The organism is Pseudarthrobacter sp. SORGH_AS 212, from assembly GCF_030818145.1.
Classification (GTDB): domain Bacteria; phylum Actinomycetota; class Actinomycetes; order Actinomycetales; family Micrococcaceae; genus Arthrobacter.
Genome location: NZ_JAUTAA010000001.1, coordinates 927,040 through 943,905 on the forward strand (window position 1 = coordinate 927,040; position 16,866 = coordinate 943,905).

The window sequence follows — 16,866 nt, forward strand, 5'->3', positions numbered from 1 at the left end:
GTCGTTATGAGGGCTCAAAACGACATCAACTGCTACCCAGTTGGGGAGGATGGGCGCTTAGTTGATGGTGATGTCGCGCGTGGAGTGGTCGTAGCGGATGGTTACGGTGCCGCCGGAGTGGTGCAGCTCGTGGTTGGGGCCATCGAACGTCCCGAATGCGCCGTAGTTTTCGGTCCACGAGCGGTTGAGCGCGATCTTGAAGGTGTAGTGGCCGGCCGGCAGTTCGGCGCTTTTCTTCCACAGCTGGTCCAGGAAGTCGAACTCCATCTGGGCCTCGTCATACTGCGGCGCCCAGTTCTCGGGGGCACCCAGGATGGTGTTGAAGTCGCCGGCAACAGCCACGGCCTCGGGCTGCGGGTGCGTCTCCACGTCCGGACCTTCGAACGGCTCGGCTGCGACAGGTGTGGCGGCTTCCGTTTTCGCCGGTGCCTTCTTGCGCACGGCCTTCACCACGGGCTCGACGGCGTCTTCGATCGCCTTGGCGGCCTTCTCCACAACAGCGGCAGCCTTTTTGGCCGGCGCCTTCTTCGCTGGAGACTTCTTGGTGGCGCTCTTGGCGTCGTCCTTGGCCGGCACCTCAAGGGTGGCGGCAGCGGCGGACACCGGACGGACGAATCCGGCGGGAGCTGCCGGAACCGGGGTGTCGGCCGGAACGGGAGTGCCGGCGTCGAGCGCGGAAGCGAAGGAGACAGCATCCGGGTAGGCGACAGTGGCGCGCATGCCGTCCTCGGTGATGGTCCAGCCGGAGCGGCCCTTGACCAGCCAGCCGGCCTTGACCAGCTTGGCGGTGGCCGAGGTGAGGGTCTTGTGCCCGCGGGGAATCCCGCCGCTGAGCAGCTCGGCCTCGTGCTCGTTGAACGGCACGCGTGCCGTGGATTCCGCCAGGACCTGGCCCGCATTCAGCGCATCACCGGACCACACGCCTTCGGTCAGGACATCCAGCACGGTCTTGAGTCGAAGGAAGGTGTTTTCTGCGGTGGACTTGGCCATGATTCCCCTAGTGTGTGAGCGATCCGATGAGAGCATCTTGCCAAGTGCCCGTTAAATCGCGCGACTTTAATTGGTTAACTCTGCGTGTCGTGACCGACTATGAAGCGCAGGTCACAACAACTGAGGCGGCGGTCTCGGGTAAGGCCGGCTGCTCGACCATTTCTTGCGCTGGTGCGGGATTTCTCCCGCACGTCCCTGACCCGCCTGCGGGACCAAGTTTAGCCGGAGATTGGGCGGCCGGGACGCGCAAGGCTCGGGTCAGTGCGCCAGTTCCCCGCTGTTCAGTTCCTCCAGCAGCTCTGCCTTGCGTTCTTCGGACGCAAACGACGAGTGGATGGAGTTTGCCGCGAGCCTTGCTTTGTCGAATTCAGACAGCTCGAACACGGCCTCCAGCTGGGCAAAGTTGTCATCCACGTAGCCGCCGAAGTAGGCGGGGTCGTCAGAGTTCACGGACACATTGAGTCCGGCGGCCAGCATGGCCGGCAGCGGGTGGTCAGCCAAGGTGTCCACGGTGCGGAGCCGGACGTTGGACAGGGGGCAGACCGTGAGCGGGATCCGCTCGTCCACCAGGCGCTCCACCAGGTCGGTGTCGTCCATGCAGCGGATGCCGTGGTCGATGCGTTCCACGCCCAGGACGTCCAGGGCTTCCACAACATACGACGCCGGCCCTTCCTCGCCTGCGTGGGCCGTCAGCCGCAGGCCTGCTTCGCGGGCCTTGGCATAGAGGCGCTCGAATTTTGCGGGCGGGTTGCCCACCTCCGCGGAGTCCAGGCCGATGGCACCGATCGGTGCGTCCATTGCCAGCAGGGCGTCCAGGACTTCGAGGGCCGACTCTTCGGGGAGGTCGCGCAGGAAGGCGGCGATCAGGATGGTGGACATCCCAAAGTCCTCCATCGAGGTGGCCAGCACGGACGCCACGCCGTTGACGCAGGTCTCCAGGGAGATGCCACGGGACAGGTGGGCCTGCGGGTCGAGCATGATCTCGGCATGCCGGACGCCGGCGGCCGCCGCGCGTTCCAGGTAGGCGTGGGTCATGGCCGCGAAGTCCTCTTCGGTCTGCAGCACGGCCATGTTGGCGTAGTACAGGTCCAGGAAGGACTGGAGGTCGGTGAATTCGTACCGCTGGCGCAGTTCGTCAAGGTCTGCGTACGGGAGGGTGATGCCGTTGCGTTCCGCGAGGGCAAAGATCAATTCAGGCTGCAGGGTGCCTTCGATGTGCAGGTGCAGTTCAGCTACCGGAAGGAGCCGGGCAGGGACAGCGGCGTTGGATTCTGACACTTCGGTTTCGGGCGCAGCGGGCTCACCCTCAAAGTTTTCCATCCGGTCAGGATAATCCCCCACGAGGGTTCCCGCCTGCCCGGGCCCCGGAGCCGTGCACCTGGGCGGAGGCCGCCGTCGCCGTCGGTGGCCCCTTCAACTGCCCTTGCCCGCACTGCGAAGTGCAGCACCTATCTCGATTTGATAACGCCGAGCCTATGTTTTAGCGTGAAATGCATGCCCGTCCGGCGGGCGCATGAATGCCAGGTGCTGCCTTCACCAGAACTGCCCAGCGGCAGCCACCGACGTTGACCTCTATTTGTCAGGGGCGGGCAGTAGCGCGACGATCTTCGGGGACGGAGCCAGCGCGGGTGGCCTTCAGGAGCATCACCACCATGAATAAATCTTCTTTCCGTACTGTTGCGCGCCGTGGAGCCACCGTGGCGGCTATCTCCGTGGCGGGCATCGCCCTGTCCACCGGCGCCGCCAACGCGGCCGCCCCCACCTCAACGTGGGACTCGCTGGCCCAGTGTGAGAGCGGCGGCAACTGGTCCACCAACACGGGCAACGGCTTCTCCGGCGGCCTCCAGTTCACCTCCAGCACCTGGCAGGCCTACGGCGGTTCCGGTTCGCCGGCAGACGCCAGCCGCGAACAGCAGATCGCCGTGGCCGAGCGCGTCCAGGCCTCCCAGGGCTGGGGCGCCTGGCCTTCCTGCTCATCCCAGCTCGGCCTGAACGGTGGCGGGGGCGCCCCGGTGCAGCAGGCACCCGTGCAGCAGGCACCCGTGCAGCAGGCGCCGGTCCAGGCGGCACCCGTCCAGGCCGCGGCCGTCGAAGCCGCTCCCGTAGCAGCTGCGCCCGCCGCCCAGGCACCCGCCCGGCACGCTACCTCCGTAGCCCTCAGCGGGGAGACCTACACCCTCGAAGCCGGCGACACCCTGAGCATCGTCGCCGATAAGCTTGGCGTTGCAGGCGGTTGGCAGCACCTTGCCGACGCCAACCTGGACACCATCTCGGACCCCAACCTGGTGTTTGAAGGACAGGTGCTCCAGCTCCCCGCCTAGCGGGCTCCAAAACCGGTCGGCGATAGACAAATTCCGTTGACCATAGAACGACGCCGGCACGCCCCCACAAGGGATGTGCCGGCGTCGTTCTCTTTAATTTTGTGCCTCGGATGCCAAATCCGGGTGCTGCAGCTTCAGCTGGCGGGAATCTCCCGGACGATGCGCACCTTCCAGGCCGAGTCGTCAGAGGTGTCCAGCAGGGCCACAGTGCCGTGGGCCAGGTTCAGTGCAACGCGCTTGACGGCGAGCAGTTCCAGGTAGAGGTGCTCGTTCATGCGTGCCGGGGTGTCGACCACGTACTTCACGGCGTCGCGCACCTTGCGGTAATTGGCGCTGCGTTCCCGGTGCAGGTGGAGTTCCAGTGCGGAGCGCTGCTTCAGGCGCGGCTCGTGGCGGTTCAACAGCGTCACTGCCGTGTGCACCCCGATGACGAGGGCCAGCGAGACGGCGTAGATCCACCATCCGCTCGAGAGCAGGAACAGCGGGAGGTTGCCGATGGCCACGAGGGCGATCACCAAGCGTAGGGCCGCAATGCGGCGCATGGTCCTGGCAACGGTAGCCATGCCGGCCCGGAAACCGTGCTGTTCGTAGCGGGCAGCGGCGGGGTCGATGGTGAACTCATCGAGGACCAGGATGCCGTTGGCTTCGGGACCGAGCATCAGTCCGTACCGGGGCTGCGCGGGGCGGGAGGCGGGGTTTTCAGCTGTAAATGTCATGAGGTAGCTTCCAAAACGCGGGATGGGTTGCGGTGATCTTAGTGGTTCGACCTTCCGCCAGTATGCAACCGTCCACTATCTGGACATCCGGCAGGCCTTCCTGTGGCGCCCGGCACTGCAATTGGCACATCAGCAACCTGCCGTCAGACTGAATGGATGCAAACCTTCCTCCCGTACCCTGATTTCCGGCAGAGCGCCGCTGCACTGGACACCGCCCGGCTGGGCAAGCAGCGGGTGGAGGCCCTGCAGACACTCCGTGCGCTGGTCCTTCCCGGATACGGGTGGCAGACCCACCCCGCGATCCGGATGTGGATGGGCTACGTCCCGGCCCTCACCATGTACGGCCTGGCCATGGTGGACGAGTGGATGGAACGCGGCCACCCGGACAACACGCGCGCCAACATCGCCGAGTTCGCCCCGCAGGCCGCCCACCCGGACTACGCGTCGAAGATCCTGCTGCCGCCGTGGCTCGGCGATCCGGATTTCCACCTCAGCCACCGGTCCAAGCTGGTCCACAAGGACTCCAAGTTTTACAGTCCCCTCTTCTCCGATGCGATTCCGGAGATGGACTACATCTGGCCCGAACCCCGGCATGAGTTCCTCCCGCAGGAGCCCGAGGGGGACATCCTGTGGATCCTCCGGGACCCGCATGCCGACGTCGATCCCCAGACGCTGGACACGGTGGCGCTGCCGCCCGTGGGAAGGGGCAACGCTGCCGCGGCGGGCGCACCGGGTTCGGACGACGACTACAGCCCCGTGTACCTCGAGGAGAAGTCCCGGCGGCCCTCAAAGCAGTCGCGGAAGGCCGCACCCAAGCCGCAGGCCAAGAAGCCCACCCGCAAGCGGCTCGCGCAGGAGGAAGCCTTCTCCACCCTGCCGGGAAAGACGCCGGTTGCCGTTCCGTTCGAGAAGGGCGCCAAGTTCGCCGTGGGCCAGGTGACAGGCCGGCCCATCACCCTGGACGACGGCCGGTTCGGCAGGCATTTCACTGTCAACGAGATCATCGACCGCTCCGCGTTCGCCTACCCGGCCCTCTTGCAGGACCCGCGCGTCTTCTTTCCGGTGGAGGCACCGTAACCCATGACGATCCTTCTGGCAGGCTGCGGCGACCTGGGCACGGAGGCCGGGCTTCGGTTCGCCGGCCTGGGTCACCGGGTTGTCGGCTGGCGCCGCTCCCCTTCCAAACTTCCGGCGGCCATCGAAGGCGTGGCGGCTGACCTGAGCTCCGCCCAGCTGCCGCCGGTCCCGGCGGACACGTCCGTCGTCGTGATTGCCGTGGCGGCGGATGCACCCAGGGAAGACGCGTACCGCGCCGCCTATGTGGACGGCGTGGCCCACGTGCTGGATGCTTTGGAGCGCGACGGCGTGATCCCCCGCCGGGTGCTTTTTGTCTCGTCCACCGCTGTGTACGGCGACGCCGGCGGCGGCTGGGTGGACGAAGGGACGCCGCCGGAACCGGGCGGTTTCTCCGGCCGGGTTTTGGTGGAGGCTGAGGACCTGCTGCAATCCAGGCTTGCGGGTTCCGGTACCGCGGCGGTGTCCCTGCGGCTTGGCGGTATCTACGGGCCCGGCCGGACGAGGCTGATCGACCAGGTGCGGACCGGCTCAGCGGTGGTCCCGCAGGATGTCCGGTACACGAACCGCATCCACCGCGACGACGCCGCGGCCGCACTGGTGCATCTTGCCACGATGGAAAGCACCCCCGCGCCCGTCTATATCGGAGTGGACAACGAGGCCGCGGACCTGGGCTCGGTGCTCCGGTTCCTGGCCGCGGAAATGAAGCTGCCCGAACCAGCCGTGGGTGACGCCGGACCGGCACGCGGCGGCAACAAGCGGTGCTCCAACAAGCTTCTCCGCGGTACCGGCTTCACCTTTGCGCTTCCCAGCTTCCGGGAAGGATACCGGGATGTTTTAGCCGGGAACGGGGTACGGCACCCCTAAGCGGCTGGGTGGAGACCGGTGCGGAGTTCGAGTCGGCGGTGTTCTGTGCCCCTGCGCAGTTTAGGCTTCAGCCATGACTGTTCCACCTCCGGGCGGTGGTCCGCTTACAGTGCGGCCTGCGGATGACCAGTGGCCCAACCCGCCGGGGCTGCCCGCCCCGGTGCTCTCCTCCCAGCGCTGGCTGGACGCCGTTTTCCTGCACTGGCGCATCGATGTGTCCGTGGTGGCGCGGTTCATGCCGGCGGGCGTCCGGCCGGACGTCTTTGACGGCAGTTCCTGGGTGGGGCTGATCGGATTCCGGATGGAACATGCCGGGCTGGGGCGCGGGCCCGGCATCCCGTACCTGGGGAGCTTCAACGAGGTCAACGTCCGACTCTATTCACGTGCGCCCGACGGGACGCACGGCGTGGTGTTCCTGAGCCTGGACGCCAACCGACTGCCGGTGGTGATGGCCACCCGGGCAGTGGGCATTCCTTACGTCTGGTCAAAGATCCGGCGCTGGCCAACCTTCCCATTGGGGGTTGGTGGGCTGCAGAAGACCTGGTCGGCGGCCGGAACCACGGTATCGGACTGCGGGGCCGCCCCGGTGGGCTACTCGGTACGCCGCTTCGGCGGCACAGGGGCCGGCAGCGATTTTACGGTTGTTCCCCGCCTCGGCGCGGCGGCGGCAGACCCGTTGTCCGTCTTCCTGACGGCGCGGTTCGGCATGCATGGCCGCTTCTTCGGCCGGACCGCCTTCATTCCCAATACGCACAGCCCCTGGCCCCTTTTTGAGGCAGATGTCCATACGCTCGCGGACGGGCTGGTTGAGTCTGCGGGGATCACGGCCGAAGGACCGCCGGAGTCCGTCCTCTACTCACCCGGGGTGCAGACAAGGTTCGGCAAGCCGCGCCTGCTGGGGAGCCCGCGTCCGGGATGAACCGCTAGAACGTGCTCCCCTGCGGATCCTGCCCGGGGGTGTCCTGCCAGCCCTTGCTGTCGGTGAAGGTGGCAACGAGCGTGCCAACGCCAGTCCCGAGCGACTCAGAGGGATCAAAGTACAGGGCGGCTTCCGAGGCGCGGCTGTGCGAGATCAGTTGCTCAGCTTCAAGTTTCGCCTCGGGGACCGTGGCTCCCACGATGCTGGTGCGTGCGGGAAGTTCCGAGGAATGGACCACCCCGGCGCCGGTCTGGGCCAGCGGAATAGTGGTGCCGGAATTGATCTCATCGTGGGGAAACTCAAACTCGTCGTCGCTGGATGCGGCCGGGATCGTGTACTCCAGGAAAAAGGTCATGGCCCCACCCTTGCAGAAAGCTGCCCCGCCCGAAACCCCACCGTTCCACCGGCCCGGTCCAGCAGCCCCGTCAGGCGCCCCTACTTCCCCAGCCCGGCCCGGCGCAGCGCCTCGGCCATGGCAGTGTTCGCGGGCGCAGCCTGCGGAGCAGCACCGCGTCCGGCGGAGCGGCCGCCGGTGGCACCCGGGGTTCGACCTTCCGCGTTCTTGCCACCCTGGCCTCCGCGGGCATTCCGTTCACCTTGCGGAGCGGCACCCGGACCGCCCCTGCGGGAATCCCGCGCTTTGGCGCCGCCTGCAGACGAACCCGCGGGGCGCTGCACGCCGGTCCCCGTACCGCGGGGAGCCTGTCCGCGCGGGCCGGGTTCGTCGTCGAGCCTCAGCGTCAGGGAAATCCTCTTTCGGTCCGGATCCGCTTCCAGCACCTTGACGCGCACCACCTGGCCGGACTTCACCACTTCGCGGGGATCGGACACGAAGCGGTTGGACAGGGCAGACACATGGACCAGGCCGTCCTGGTGCACGCCCACATCCACAAACGCCCCAAAGGCGGCCACGTTGGTGACCGTACCCTCGAGGACCATGCCGGGCTTCAGGTCGGAAATCTTTTCAATGCCTTCGGAGAACGTGGCAGTGGTGAATGCCGGGCGCGGGTCGCGGCCCGGCTTGTCGAGTTCAGCAAGGATGTCCGTCACGGTGGGCAGGCCGAACGTGTCGTCCACAAAGTCGCGCGGATCCAGCGACGACGCGGGCGCCGCGCCCGCCGCCACCAGGATTTTCCGGGCCACCGCGTAGGACTCCGGGTGGACGCTGGACGCGTCCAGCGGCTCCACTCCCCCGGTGATCCGGAGGAAGCCGGCGCACTGCTCAAAGGCCTTGGCACCCAGCCGCGGCACCTTCTTGAGGTCCGAACGCTTGCCGAATGGACCGTTCTGGTTCCGGTACGCCACGATGTTCTCGCTGAGCAGTGCTCCGACGCCGGCCACGCGGCTAAGGAGCGCCGGCGAGGCGGTGTTGACGTCTACGCCGACGGCATTCACGCAGTCCTCCACCACCGCGTCCAGGCTCCTGTCCAGCTTTGATGCGGTGACGTCGTGCTGGTACTGGCCCACGCCGATGGACTTGGGATCGATCTTCACGAGCTCCGCGAGGGGGTCCTGCAAACGCCGGGCAATAGACACGGCGCCACGCAGTGAAACATCCATGCCGGGAAGTTCGGCGGCGGCGAGTGCGGAGGCCGAGTAGACGGACGCTCCGGCTTCGGAAACCACCAGCTTCTGCGGCTTGCGGTCCACGTCCGGGAGGAGCTTGATCAGCTCGGCGGCGAGCTTGTCCGTCTCCCTGGATGCGGTTCCGTTGCCGATGGCCACGAGTTCGACGGCGTGCTGCCGCGCCAGTTTCACCAGCGATGCCAAGGCTTCGTCCCACTTCCGAGCCGGAGCGTGCGGGTACACCGTGTCTGTGGCAACGACCTTGCCGGTACCGTCCACCACCGCCACCTTCACGCCGGTGCGCAGGCCCGGGTCCAGGCCCAGGGTGGGGCGGTTGCCTGCGGGCGCGGCCAGGAGGACATCCCGGAGGTTCGCGGCGAACACCCGGACTGCTTCGTCCTCAGCGGCCGCGAACATCCGGCCGCGCAGATCTGCAGTGAGCCTGGCCAGCACCCGGGACTTCCAGGCGACCTGGGCGGTCTGCATCAGCCACGCATCGGCGGGCCGGCCGCGGTGGGCGACCCCGAGGAACTTTGCCACCGCGGACTCGTAGCGGGCCCGTGAGGCGGCCAGGGCGTCGTCGTCCGCGGGATCCGCCTCGGCGAGGTCGAGTTCAAGGACGCCGTCCTTCTCCCCCCGCAGCAGCGCGAGCACACGATGGGACGGCATTCCTGCGGGCGCCTGGGTGAAGTCGAAGTAGTCAGCGAATTTCTGGCCGTCCACCTCTTTGCCTTTCTTCACGCGGGACACCATGCGGCCCTGTGTCCAGAGTCGCTCGCGGAGCGTGGCCGCGAGATCGGGGTCCTGGGCAACGCGCTCCACGAGGATGGCGCGGGCGCCGGCGAGGGCTCCGGCCGCGTCACCGATGGCGTGTTCAGGGTTGAGGTACTTGGCGGCCTCGCGCTCCGGATCGAGCTCGGGACGCTTTACGAGTGCGTCGGCGAGCGGCTCAAGCCCTGCTTCGCGCGCTATCTGTGCCTTGGTGCGGCGCTTGGACTTGAAGGGCAGGTAGATGTCCTCCAGTCTGGACTTGGTGTCCGCTGCCAGGATGGCCTTCTTCAGTTCTGATGTCAGCTGTCCCTGGGCCTCGATGGCTTCCAGGACCGCACGACGGCGGTCGGCAAGTTCCCGGAGGTAGCGCAGCCGCTCTTCCAGGTCGCGGAGCTGGCCGTCATCCAGCGTTCCGGTGGCTTCCTTGCGGTACCGGGCAATGAACGGGACCGTTGACCCGCCGTCCACCAGATCGACGGCAGCTTTCACCTGCCACGGCTTGACGCCCAGTTCCACGGCAATCTGTGTGTAGATGGCGTCGTCCGGCTGGTGTGCTGCGGGCTTGGAAGGGGCTTGCGGCTGTTGGGTCACCAGAACATCTTGCCTTACCCGCCAGTTGCGCTCCACCGGCGGCAGGAGCCAGCGCGCTTCCTCAGATTGCGCGTCCGGGGGCATGCGCCGGGCCGCGCGGCCGGTAAGGGTATTCCACTCCCGTCTGCGAAGTGCTGTAGTTGATATGCCGTCTTAGGCCATCAACGCTCGAGGAAGAGGCCGCCATGAAAGAACTGCTGATTGTGTTTCAGGAAGGGTTCGAGGAGGCCAACATCACCCTGACGGTCAACGGCAAGCAGGTGTGGCGTGACGTGGATGTATCCACCAATCCCATCCTCGGCATTGCCTCTGAGGTCTCCGTGGAGCTGCCGGCGAAGGGATCCCAAGTCGGGGTCGAAGTGACCAACCGCGGGCTGAAAGCGATTACGAAGGTGAGCGGAAAGCCTAAAAGCGTGCTTGTCTCCATCCAGGACGACAGGCTCGTAATGACGGAAGGAACAGGCCGCGAGGCTCTTCTGTAGCCCTGGAGCCTCCACTTGTTTCGAGGCCGAAGAAGGCCTAGTAAAAGTCAAATCGTTGGAGTAGCATCTGATCACCGCCGGCTTCCACAGGGGTCCGGCGGGCCAAAAATCCGAGTAGGCCGGGGGTCGTCGGATGGCTTCCGGTTTTCCGCTGCCGGGACAGCACACCGTGCAGCAGCAGATGAGGGCGGCACCCAATTGTGGGTGCCGCCCTCATCGCATGTGGCCGTCCTGCTGCTACGAGTTGCTGTCCTGGTACACGGGGTAGTCCGTGTAGCCTTCTGCACCAGTGCTGTAGAACGTGCTGGCGTCCGGCTCGTTGAGCGGCAGGCTTTCCTTCCAGCGCCGCGCGAGGTCCGGGTTGGCGATGGCGGGCCGTCCCACCACCACTGCGTCTGCATGGCCGTCGGCCACGAGGCTTACCGCCTCTTCCCGCGTGGTCACCACGCCGAAACCGGTGTTCACCAGGAAGGGGCCGCCGAATCGTGCACGGAGGTCCTGGACCAGCTGGCCGGTGGGCTCGTGGTGGAGGACGCTGAGGTAGGCGAGGTTGAGCGGGGCGATGCTGTCCACGAGCACTTCGTAGGTGGCGCGGACATCTGCCGCGTCGGTCTCGGCGATGCCCTGGACGTTGTGCTCGGGCGAAATGCGGATGCCCACGCGGTTGGCACCGACCGCTGCCACAACGGCGTTCACCGTCTCGATGACGAAGCGGGCGCGGTTTTCGGGTGAACCGCCGTAGCTGTCAGTGCGGACGTTGGAGTTCGGGGCCAGGAACTCATGCAGGAGGTAACCGTTGGCGGAGTGCAGCTCAACGCCGTCGAATCCGGCCTCAATGGCGTTCAGCGAGGCGTTGACGAATTCCTGGATGACCATAGGCAGTTCGTCAGTGTCCAGGGCACGCGGCACCGGGTACGACTGCTTGCCTGCCGGCGTGTGGACAGTTCCTTCCACGGCAACGGCGCTCGGCGCTACGATTTCCGCCCCACCCGTGATGTCCTGGTGCGAGACGCGCCCGCCGTGCATGATCTGGGCGAACATCCGGCCGCCCTCGGCGTGAACTGCGTCCGTGACTTTCTTCCAGCCTGCGACCTGCTCGGGGGTGAAGATCCCGGGCTGACCGGCGTACGAGCGTGCACCGGCGCTCGGGTGGGTTCCTTCGCTGACGATCAGGCCGAGCGAGGCGCGCTGGCGGTAATGCTCGACGACGAGCGGCCCGGGGACGCCTGCCTCGCCGGAGCGGACGCGCGTCAGTGGCGCCATGACCAGACGGTTGGGGAGCTCAAGTTCACCGAGAGTGAGGGTGGAAAACAGCATGCGCGTTCCTTTCGGGGGCTGAAGGCTTACTACTTCTGCCAACTAAGAAGCGCATGCAACTATTCCGGATGCGAGGTGAATCACAGGACAACTGTCCCCCGCCGCTGCGGAACGGGGCGATTTCGGCACTGCCTGGACTGTGGTTCAGCGGGCCGTGCCGGGGCAGCCTTGTCCTTGTGAGTTGGTGTTGCAGTCGTCCGCGTAGTTCCGGGTGAGGGACCGCCAGACGCTGATGGTCTGCGGCGGGGCGCTGAACTGACCTTGGCCGGGAATCGGCAGGGCGGGGCCGTTATTGACGGAGTAAGTTCCCTGGAACGACGTAGTCAGCACTACCTGGAAATCACCGGTGGGCCCCGTAGGCGTGGCTGGTCCGCGTCTTTTCACCCCACCGGTCCTGCGGCAGCGGTCCGCCCATTGAGGGTTGCGGGCCGAACACAGTGCCGTCGCCGTAGTTCCACGTGTATTGCACCGGGGTGGCGACTACGTGGACTTGCTGGCCGAACATCGTGATGTCGAACTGCTGCTCCACGGACTCCGCGTAGAAGTTGGTTTCAGCACCGCGGAGCGTGTGGGGACTCGGCTGGGCGGTGACCGATCCGGCGCTCACTGGCAGGTTTTGGAACTCCCGCTGGATGTCCGCCGCGATCCGGGGCAGCAGGTCCTCAGGCCTGGCGTCGTAAAGGCAGGTAGGGCCGGAATGTGGCGCCCACACGGCTCCCGGAACGCCACGGGGACGGGAAAGCCACATGACAGGGATGCCTTCTTCGCCGTCCGGGCCGTTCTTGCATTCCAATTGGCGGGCCAGGCACGGGGTGTCGAAATCTCCCCCGCCGAGGTGGCACTGAAGTTCGTATTTGTATTCGTTGGGATCAGTCGGCACGCTGCCTTGATCGGGCCGAGAGAACTCGTCCTCACCGGGATCCTTTTGCCATCCTGAGACTCCGGCTCCCCCAGAGGTCCAGTGCCCCTTCGGCGGTGATTTGATGTCATTTTCCCCTGCGAGGTTCAGTCCGAAAGCCCGATGTGTTGCGGCGACAGCAGTTGTCGGAAAAATCAACGCGAAAAACAGAAAACCAATCACGCAGCAGCGGAATACGGCCGTCATTTTCTAGCCGACGATCGGCTCGACAGTTTTCACGAACCAAGAGCCGTCACGAAAGACGGCCAATACTAGGTTCCCCGAGTCGGCGGGCTTCGGCTCCGCGCTGTCAAGAGACTTATCCGCGTTGTAGTAGCTCAGCGCTTCCTGCGATACCTGAACAGCAACCTGATAGTTTCCGTCGGATGCCACTGCGAAATTGGTATCGATAACCGGCGTTGTTACCTTCCCGCCCGATAACCAGCGACCGTCCCGGTGCCATCCCTCCTGCACCTGCTTAGCGTTTTCGCACATCTTGCAATCTGGACCAGTTATTGCGGACAAGGGTTTCGTGTCCCCCGTCTCATAGCCGTAGCTAAGGAGTTCAAACCAGTACCTTGTGAACGCCTCCAAACCTTCCTTCGTCTCCGTTTTCGCCACTTCCGGAAGCACCGGAACAGGGACGTTCTGGGCGGGCCCGGATGCGTCGGCGGGCTTGTAGACGGCGCTGGGAGTGGGAGTGGGCGGGACGCTGGGAGACGCCGACTGGGAGGGCGTTGGCGTACCGGTCCCCGGATCGGCAGGGGCTCCGCCGGAGCAGCCAGCCATCAGAAGCGTTCCGGCCACCGCAATAACAGCCGCACCGGACCGAGGGCCAAAGGACGTACGAACGTTGCGCGAGGTCATGGGCCGCTGTTCCCCCAGTAGTTTCAAGACGGCTTGCTCCGGACAGTGATTCAAGGGTAGCCCAGGTCACATCTTGGCGATAAGAGTTATCCACAGGCTTCCGACTCCGGTTTTACCACCGCTCCGGGCCGCGCGGAAGTCACATGGAGAAAGCCGGCGCCCCCAGGCACCGGCTTCCCCCCACTGCAACAGCTCCAGCCACAGAGCTCCAGAACGGCTACTTCTGCGCCGGAAGCACCAACTCCCCGGTCTTGTCCGTGGACAAGGCGAGCGAGGAAACGTACTGCGGGCCGCCGTCGGGCGCGTCCTGTGCCGAACGCACCATGTCCGGACGCTCGAACTCCAGCCCCGTCACGTGGCAGGTGAGTTTCGCGTCGCTGGGGTTGCCGTCGGCGTCGAACATGGGCAGGTCGATGCCGTCGTCCGTGCGGCGGAGGTAGTACCGGCCGCGGGTCAGGACCGCGAGCGCCGGCGGCAGCACCAGCGCCAGGCCGACAGCGAAGATCGGCGAATACGGCTGGATGCCGGACCCAAATGCACCGAAGAACACAGCGATGGAAACGCCCGCGGACACCAGCATCGATACAAACCCCACCGGGTTCACGGCGTAGAGCATGCCGCGGCGGAACTCGGGCACCTTCGGGGAGATCTTGAGCAGGTACTTGTTGATGGCGATATCGGAGGCAACCGTGACCACCCACGCCATGGCGCAGTTGGCGTAGAAGCCGAGGATGGTGTTGAGGAAGTCGAACATGTTGGCTTCCATGAGAACCAGGGCGATGAGCAGGTTCACCACTACGAACACCATCCGGCCGGGGTAGGTCTTGGTGATGCGGGTAAAGCTGTTGGTCCACGCCAGCGAGCCGGAGTAGGCGTTGGTGACGTTGATTTTGATCTGCGAAATGACCACCAGCACCACGGCCAGGGTCATCGCCAGCCATGCCGGCATCATCTCCTGGTACACGCCCAGGAACTGGTGCACGGGCTCGTTGGCCGTGGCAGACGCCGCGGGGTCCAGCGTGGCGATGAGGTAGATGGCGATGAACAGGCCCACGATCTGTTTGATGGCCCCGAAAATGACCCAGCCGGGTCCGGCCAGGATCACGGCCCGCCACCAGGCCCCACGGTTGGCATCGGTGCGCGGCGGCATGAACCGGAGGTAGTCGATCTGCTCGGCGATCTGCGCCATCAGGGACAGGCACACGCCGGCGGCCAGCATCACGGAGGCCAGGTTCGGACCGCCGTCGCCGGACTCGCCGGTGTATGCAAAGAAGCTGTCGATGCTCTCCGGATGCGAAACCAGCAGGTACCCCACCGGAACCACCATCAGGAGCAGCCAGAGCGGGGTGGTCCACACCTGCAACTTGGCCAGGGTGTTCATCCCGTAGATCACCAGCGGAATGATGATCACGGTGGACGCCGCGTACCCCAGCCACTGCGGAATCCCCAGGCCCAGCTCCAGCCCCTGGGCCATGATGGAGCCCTCCAGCGCGAAGAAGATGAACGTGAACGTGGCAAAGATGACGTTGGTGACCACGGATCCGTAGTAGCCGAAGCCGGAGCCGCGGGTGATCAGGTCCAGGTCGATGTTGTAGCGGGCCGCGTAATAGGCCAGCGGGAAGCCGGTGGCGAAGATGATGACGGCGGCCACCAGGATGCCGAAGATCGCGTTCACCGTGCCATAGGAAATCCCGATGTTCGCGCCGATGGAGAAGTCCGCCAGGTAGGCGATGCCGCCCAGCGCGCTCGTGGCCACCACGCCTGCGCTCCACTTGCGGTAGGACCGCGGGGCGAACCGCAGCGTGTAGTCCTCCAGGCTTTCCTTGGTGGCGTTCAGCGCGGCGGCGTTTCCTGCCGTCGGAGTCGCCGTGGATCCGCCGACGACGGCGGCGCCGGGCGGTGCGGCAGGCTCCAGCAGTTGCGTGGATTCTGAGTCGTGGCTCATGGGCGTGTGTCGCTTTCGTTCGGAGTTCGAGGTCTGCGAGAGACGCTATCCACCCGAAAAGACAGTCCCATCACGTTCCTGTTTCCGCGGTGTAAAGCCTTGACTTCAGCAGTCAACAATGGGCGGCCCGGCTACTTGTTGCCACCCCACAAAAACGGCCGGCGCCCCTGGAACTAGCGTCGGAAAGGTACGTTCCGCGAGACAAAGGACCACCCATGACTGCCACCGTCCACAATTGGCCCATCCTGGAGACAGCCCGCGCCCAGGTCCTGGAGCGGGGCATGGGCCTCAGCGAAGACCAGCTGGTGGAGGTCCTCACCCTCCCGGACGAAGCACTCCCCCAGGCTTTGGAGCTGGCGCACCGGGTCCGCCTCCGGCATTGCGGCGAGGACGTGGAGGTTGAAGGCATCGTCTCCATTAAGACGGGCGGCTGCCCCGAAGACTGCCACTTCTGCAGCCAGTCCGGACTCTTTGACAGCCCCGTCCGCGGCGTCTGGCTGGACATCCCGGAACTGGTCAAAGCCGCCAAGGAAACTGCGGCCACCGGTGCTACGGAGTTCTGCATTGTGGCAGCCGTGCGTGGCCCGGACATCAAGCTGATGAACCAGGTCAAGTTCGCCATCGACCGGATCAACGAGGAAGTGGACATCAACATTGCGTGTTCCCTGGGCATGCTCACCCAACGGCAGGTGGACCAGCTCGCCGGCTGGGGCGTCCACCGCTACAACCACAACCTCGAAACCGCCCGCAGCTTCTTCCCGCAGGTGGTAACGACGCACACCTATGAGGAACGGCTCGGGACGTGCGCCATGGTGAAGGCTGCCGGCATGGAACTGTGCTGCGGGGCGCTCCTGGGAATGGGCGAATCACTCGGGCAGCGGGCAGAACTCGCCGCCCAGCTTGCTGCGCTGGAACCGCACGAAGTGCCGCTGAACTTCCTCAACCCCCGGCCGGGAACACCGCTCGAAAACCAGGGCATCATGGACGGCAAGGATGCCCTCCGGGCCATCGCCGCCTTCCGCCTGGCCATGCCCAAAACGGTCCTCCGCTACGCCGGCGGACGCGAGCTCACGCTTGGCGACCTCGGCACCCGCGAAGGGCTCCTGGGCGGCATCAACGCGGTCATCGTGGGCAACTACCTCACCACCCTGGGCCGCCCCGCCACCGCCGACCTCAACCTCCTGGTGGACCTCAACATGCCCATCAGGGAACTGCAGAAGACCCTGTGAGCCCGTTCCCGGCCGGTGCCTCCCCCAATGCTGCGGGCCCGTACTGCGGCCACTGCGGCCAGCCCCGCGAAGAGAACGCCCGCGAAGGCAGCCCGGGCGACGCCAGCCACCGCAGAAAGGACACGGACGACGGCGGGTCGCTTCCGCCGTCGTCCGCCCACCTGCGGTGCGCGTCGAGGCTGCACCTGGAACCGCCGCGGTTCTGCGCCCATTGCGCGCGCCGCCTGAAGGTCCAGGTCACCCCGCTGGGCTGGTGGGCTGCCTGCTCGCGGCATGGGGTCACCACCTACCCTGCCAGTGAGCCGTGAAAATT

The 16,866-nt window shown here is 65.8% G+C and carries 16 protein-coding genes; 7 read left to right on the forward strand and 9 right to left on the reverse strand.

What is annotated here, in order from left to right; genetic code table 11:
• Nucleotides 1-57: 57 nt before the first annotated feature.
• Complete coding sequence (locus QE394_RS04120; RefSeq protein ID WP_349033807.1) at nucleotides 58-990, reverse strand: glycosidase; 933 nt, start codon at nucleotides 988-990, stop codon at nucleotides 58-60.
• A gap of 258 nt (nucleotides 991-1,248) precedes the next feature.
• Entirely contained in the window at nucleotides 1,249-2,310 is a 1,062-nt protein-coding gene (locus tag QE394_RS04125; protein ID WP_200937918.1) for an adenosine deaminase, read from the reverse strand.
• A 332-nt stretch (nucleotides 2,311-2,642) separates the two neighbouring features.
• Between QE394_RS04125 and QE394_RS04130 the strand changes: the two genes are divergently transcribed.
• Nucleotides 2,643-3,311 (forward strand): transglycosylase family protein, encoded by a 669-nt coding sequence (locus tag QE394_RS04130; RefSeq protein ID WP_349033808.1) that lies wholly within the window; start codon nucleotides 2,643-2,645, stop codon nucleotides 3,309-3,311.
• A 134-nt stretch (nucleotides 3,312-3,445) separates the two neighbouring features.
• Here QE394_RS04130 and QE394_RS04135 read toward each other — a convergent pair whose 3' ends face one another.
• Nucleotides 3,446-4,027, reverse strand: a complete 582-nt coding sequence (locus QE394_RS04135) for a hypothetical protein (RefSeq protein WP_056084063.1) — start codon at nucleotides 4,025-4,027, stop codon at nucleotides 3,446-3,448.
• Between the two features lie 156 nt (nucleotides 4,028-4,183).
• Here QE394_RS04135 and QE394_RS04140 point away from each other — a divergent pair, with 156 nt between their 5' ends.
• The 3 genes from QE394_RS04140 to QE394_RS04150 all read left to right on the forward strand — a co-directional run bounded on the left by QE394_RS04140 (nucleotide 4,184) and on the right by QE394_RS04150 (nucleotide 6,887).
• Nucleotides 4,184-5,104, forward strand: a complete 921-nt coding sequence (locus QE394_RS04140; protein WP_268158976.1) for an MSMEG_6728 family protein — start codon at nucleotides 4,184-4,186, stop codon at nucleotides 5,102-5,104.
• A 3-nt stretch (nucleotides 5,105-5,107) separates the two neighbouring features.
• Entirely contained in the window at nucleotides 5,108-5,968 is an 861-nt protein-coding gene (locus QE394_RS04145) for an NAD-dependent epimerase/dehydratase family protein (RefSeq protein WP_349033809.1), read from the forward strand.
• Between the two features lie 73 nt (nucleotides 5,969-6,041).
• Entirely contained in the window at nucleotides 6,042-6,887 is an 846-nt protein-coding gene (locus QE394_RS04150; protein WP_349033810.1) for a DUF2071 domain-containing protein, read from the forward strand.
• Between the two features lie 4 nt (nucleotides 6,888-6,891).
• Here QE394_RS04150 and QE394_RS04155 read toward each other — a convergent pair whose 3' ends face one another.
• Nucleotides 6,892-7,242, reverse strand: coding sequence for a hypothetical protein (locus QE394_RS04155; RefSeq protein WP_349033811.1), 351 nt, complete (start codon nucleotides 7,240-7,242; stop codon nucleotides 6,892-6,894).
• Nucleotides 7,243-7,322: 80 nt separating this feature from the next.
• Complete coding sequence (locus QE394_RS04160) at nucleotides 7,323-9,815, reverse strand: Tex family protein (protein WP_349033812.1); 2,493 nt, start codon at nucleotides 9,813-9,815, stop codon at nucleotides 7,323-7,325.
• A gap of 185 nt (nucleotides 9,816-10,000) precedes the next feature.
• Between QE394_RS04160 and QE394_RS04165 the strand changes: the two genes are divergently transcribed.
• Nucleotides 10,001-10,297 (forward strand): hypothetical protein, encoded by a 297-nt coding sequence (locus QE394_RS04165; RefSeq protein WP_349033813.1) that lies wholly within the window; start codon nucleotides 10,001-10,003, stop codon nucleotides 10,295-10,297.
• Nucleotides 10,298-10,534: 237 nt separating this feature from the next.
• Here the strand turns inward: QE394_RS04165 and QE394_RS04170 are convergent, their stop codons facing one another.
• The 4 genes from QE394_RS04170 to QE394_RS04185 form a co-directional block, all read right to left on the reverse strand.
• A complete protein-coding gene (locus QE394_RS04170) occupies nucleotides 10,535-11,614 on the reverse strand; it encodes an alkene reductase (protein WP_261619358.1) in 1,080 nt (359 codons plus the stop codon).
• Nucleotides 11,615-11,954: 340 nt separating this feature from the next.
• Entirely contained in the window at nucleotides 11,955-12,494 is a 540-nt protein-coding gene (locus QE394_RS04175; RefSeq protein WP_349033814.1) for a hypothetical protein, read from the reverse strand.
• A 228-nt stretch (nucleotides 12,495-12,722) separates the two neighbouring features.
• Nucleotides 12,723-13,379, reverse strand: coding sequence for a DUF6318 family protein (locus QE394_RS04180; RefSeq protein ID WP_349033815.1), 657 nt, complete (start codon nucleotides 13,377-13,379; stop codon nucleotides 12,723-12,725).
• A gap of 217 nt (nucleotides 13,380-13,596) precedes the next feature.
• Entirely contained in the window at nucleotides 13,597-15,324 is a 1,728-nt protein-coding gene (locus QE394_RS04185; protein WP_268158988.1) for a hypothetical protein, read from the reverse strand.
• Between the two features lie 215 nt (nucleotides 15,325-15,539).
• Between QE394_RS04185 and bioB the strand changes: the two genes are divergently transcribed.
• A complete protein-coding gene (bioB, locus tag QE394_RS04190) occupies nucleotides 15,540-16,553 on the forward strand; it encodes a biotin synthase BioB (RefSeq protein WP_349033816.1) in 1,014 nt (337 codons plus the stop codon).
• A complete protein-coding gene (locus QE394_RS04195; protein ID WP_349033817.1) occupies nucleotides 16,550-16,861 on the forward strand; it encodes a hypothetical protein in 312 nt (103 codons plus the stop codon). The genes bioB and QE394_RS04195 overlap by 4 nt, the downstream gene beginning before the upstream one ends.
• Nucleotides 16,862-16,866: the final 5 nt, after the last annotated feature.